Below are 722 nucleotides of genomic sequence, written 5' to 3'. Positions count from 1 at the left end.
CGCACATGATTCCTATGAATCTAAAGAGGAGTATGAAACTGATTTTCATCGTTGTTGTGCGGTAACTGACCCAATAAAGGGTGCGCAATTAACAGCTGTTGAGATCACTCCACAGAATGATCTAGTAATGGAGTTTAGTGGTGGGCAAGTTATACGAACATTTCATACATTTATCGAAGATAATGAAGAGAATTGGTATGTTTCATTCTTCGATAAAAGCATAAGATATCTTGCGCTTGCAAATGAAATCACTGCCGAGAAAATCACACGTAACAAGTCAAAGCAGCAAGGGCCTTCGGCCGGGACGCACTAACGTGCGCCCCTGTTTGAGGCGTTAGCAACCCCAAAACGTTGGAGAAATTTATTGTGGATCAAAACCCTTATGCACCCGGAAGTGCTGACTTGAAAGAGAATGAGATGAAGAAAAGTGGTGGGTTTTTGTCCATTATCAAGAAGATATTAATTGGGTTTGGTGTCGTATTGGCGTTAATTATAATTCTTCTTGTTTGGGCTGGTATCACAACATCAAAAACCTATGGGAAGTTTGACGGTGTAGCCGAACCTTACATCAGGGAGTTTCTAAGAAATCAAAGCCCGTGGAACTATGAGCTCGCAAAGCCACAATTAAGTTTTTCTTGGTTGGAAGTAACTACCGACGAGCAGGGTGACAAATTATTCAAATATTTTAACAAGCTAGGAGCTTTGAAATCCATAGATTCTAT

The 722-nt window shown here is 40.6% G+C and carries 2 protein-coding genes; both read left to right on the top strand.

The window, feature by feature from the left end; genetic code table 11:
* Positions 1–313: hypothetical protein (locus tag ACFQEU_RS17095; RefSeq protein ID WP_379784099.1), on the top strand; the 313-nt coding region annotated here is incomplete at its 5' end.
* A 53-nt stretch (positions 314–366) separates the two neighbouring features.
* A partial coding sequence (locus ACFQEU_RS17090; RefSeq protein ID WP_379784096.1) for a hypothetical protein occupies positions 367–722 on the top strand: 356 nt, incomplete at its 3' end.

The sequence above is a fragment of the Halorubrum tibetense genome, from assembly GCF_042661865.1.
Lineage (GTDB): Archaea > Halobacteriota > Halobacteria > Halobacteriales > Haloferacaceae > Halorubrum > Halorubrum tibetense.
The sequence above is the reverse complement of the archived record's forward strand: the minus strand, read 5'-3'. Positions and strand labels throughout refer to the sequence as shown.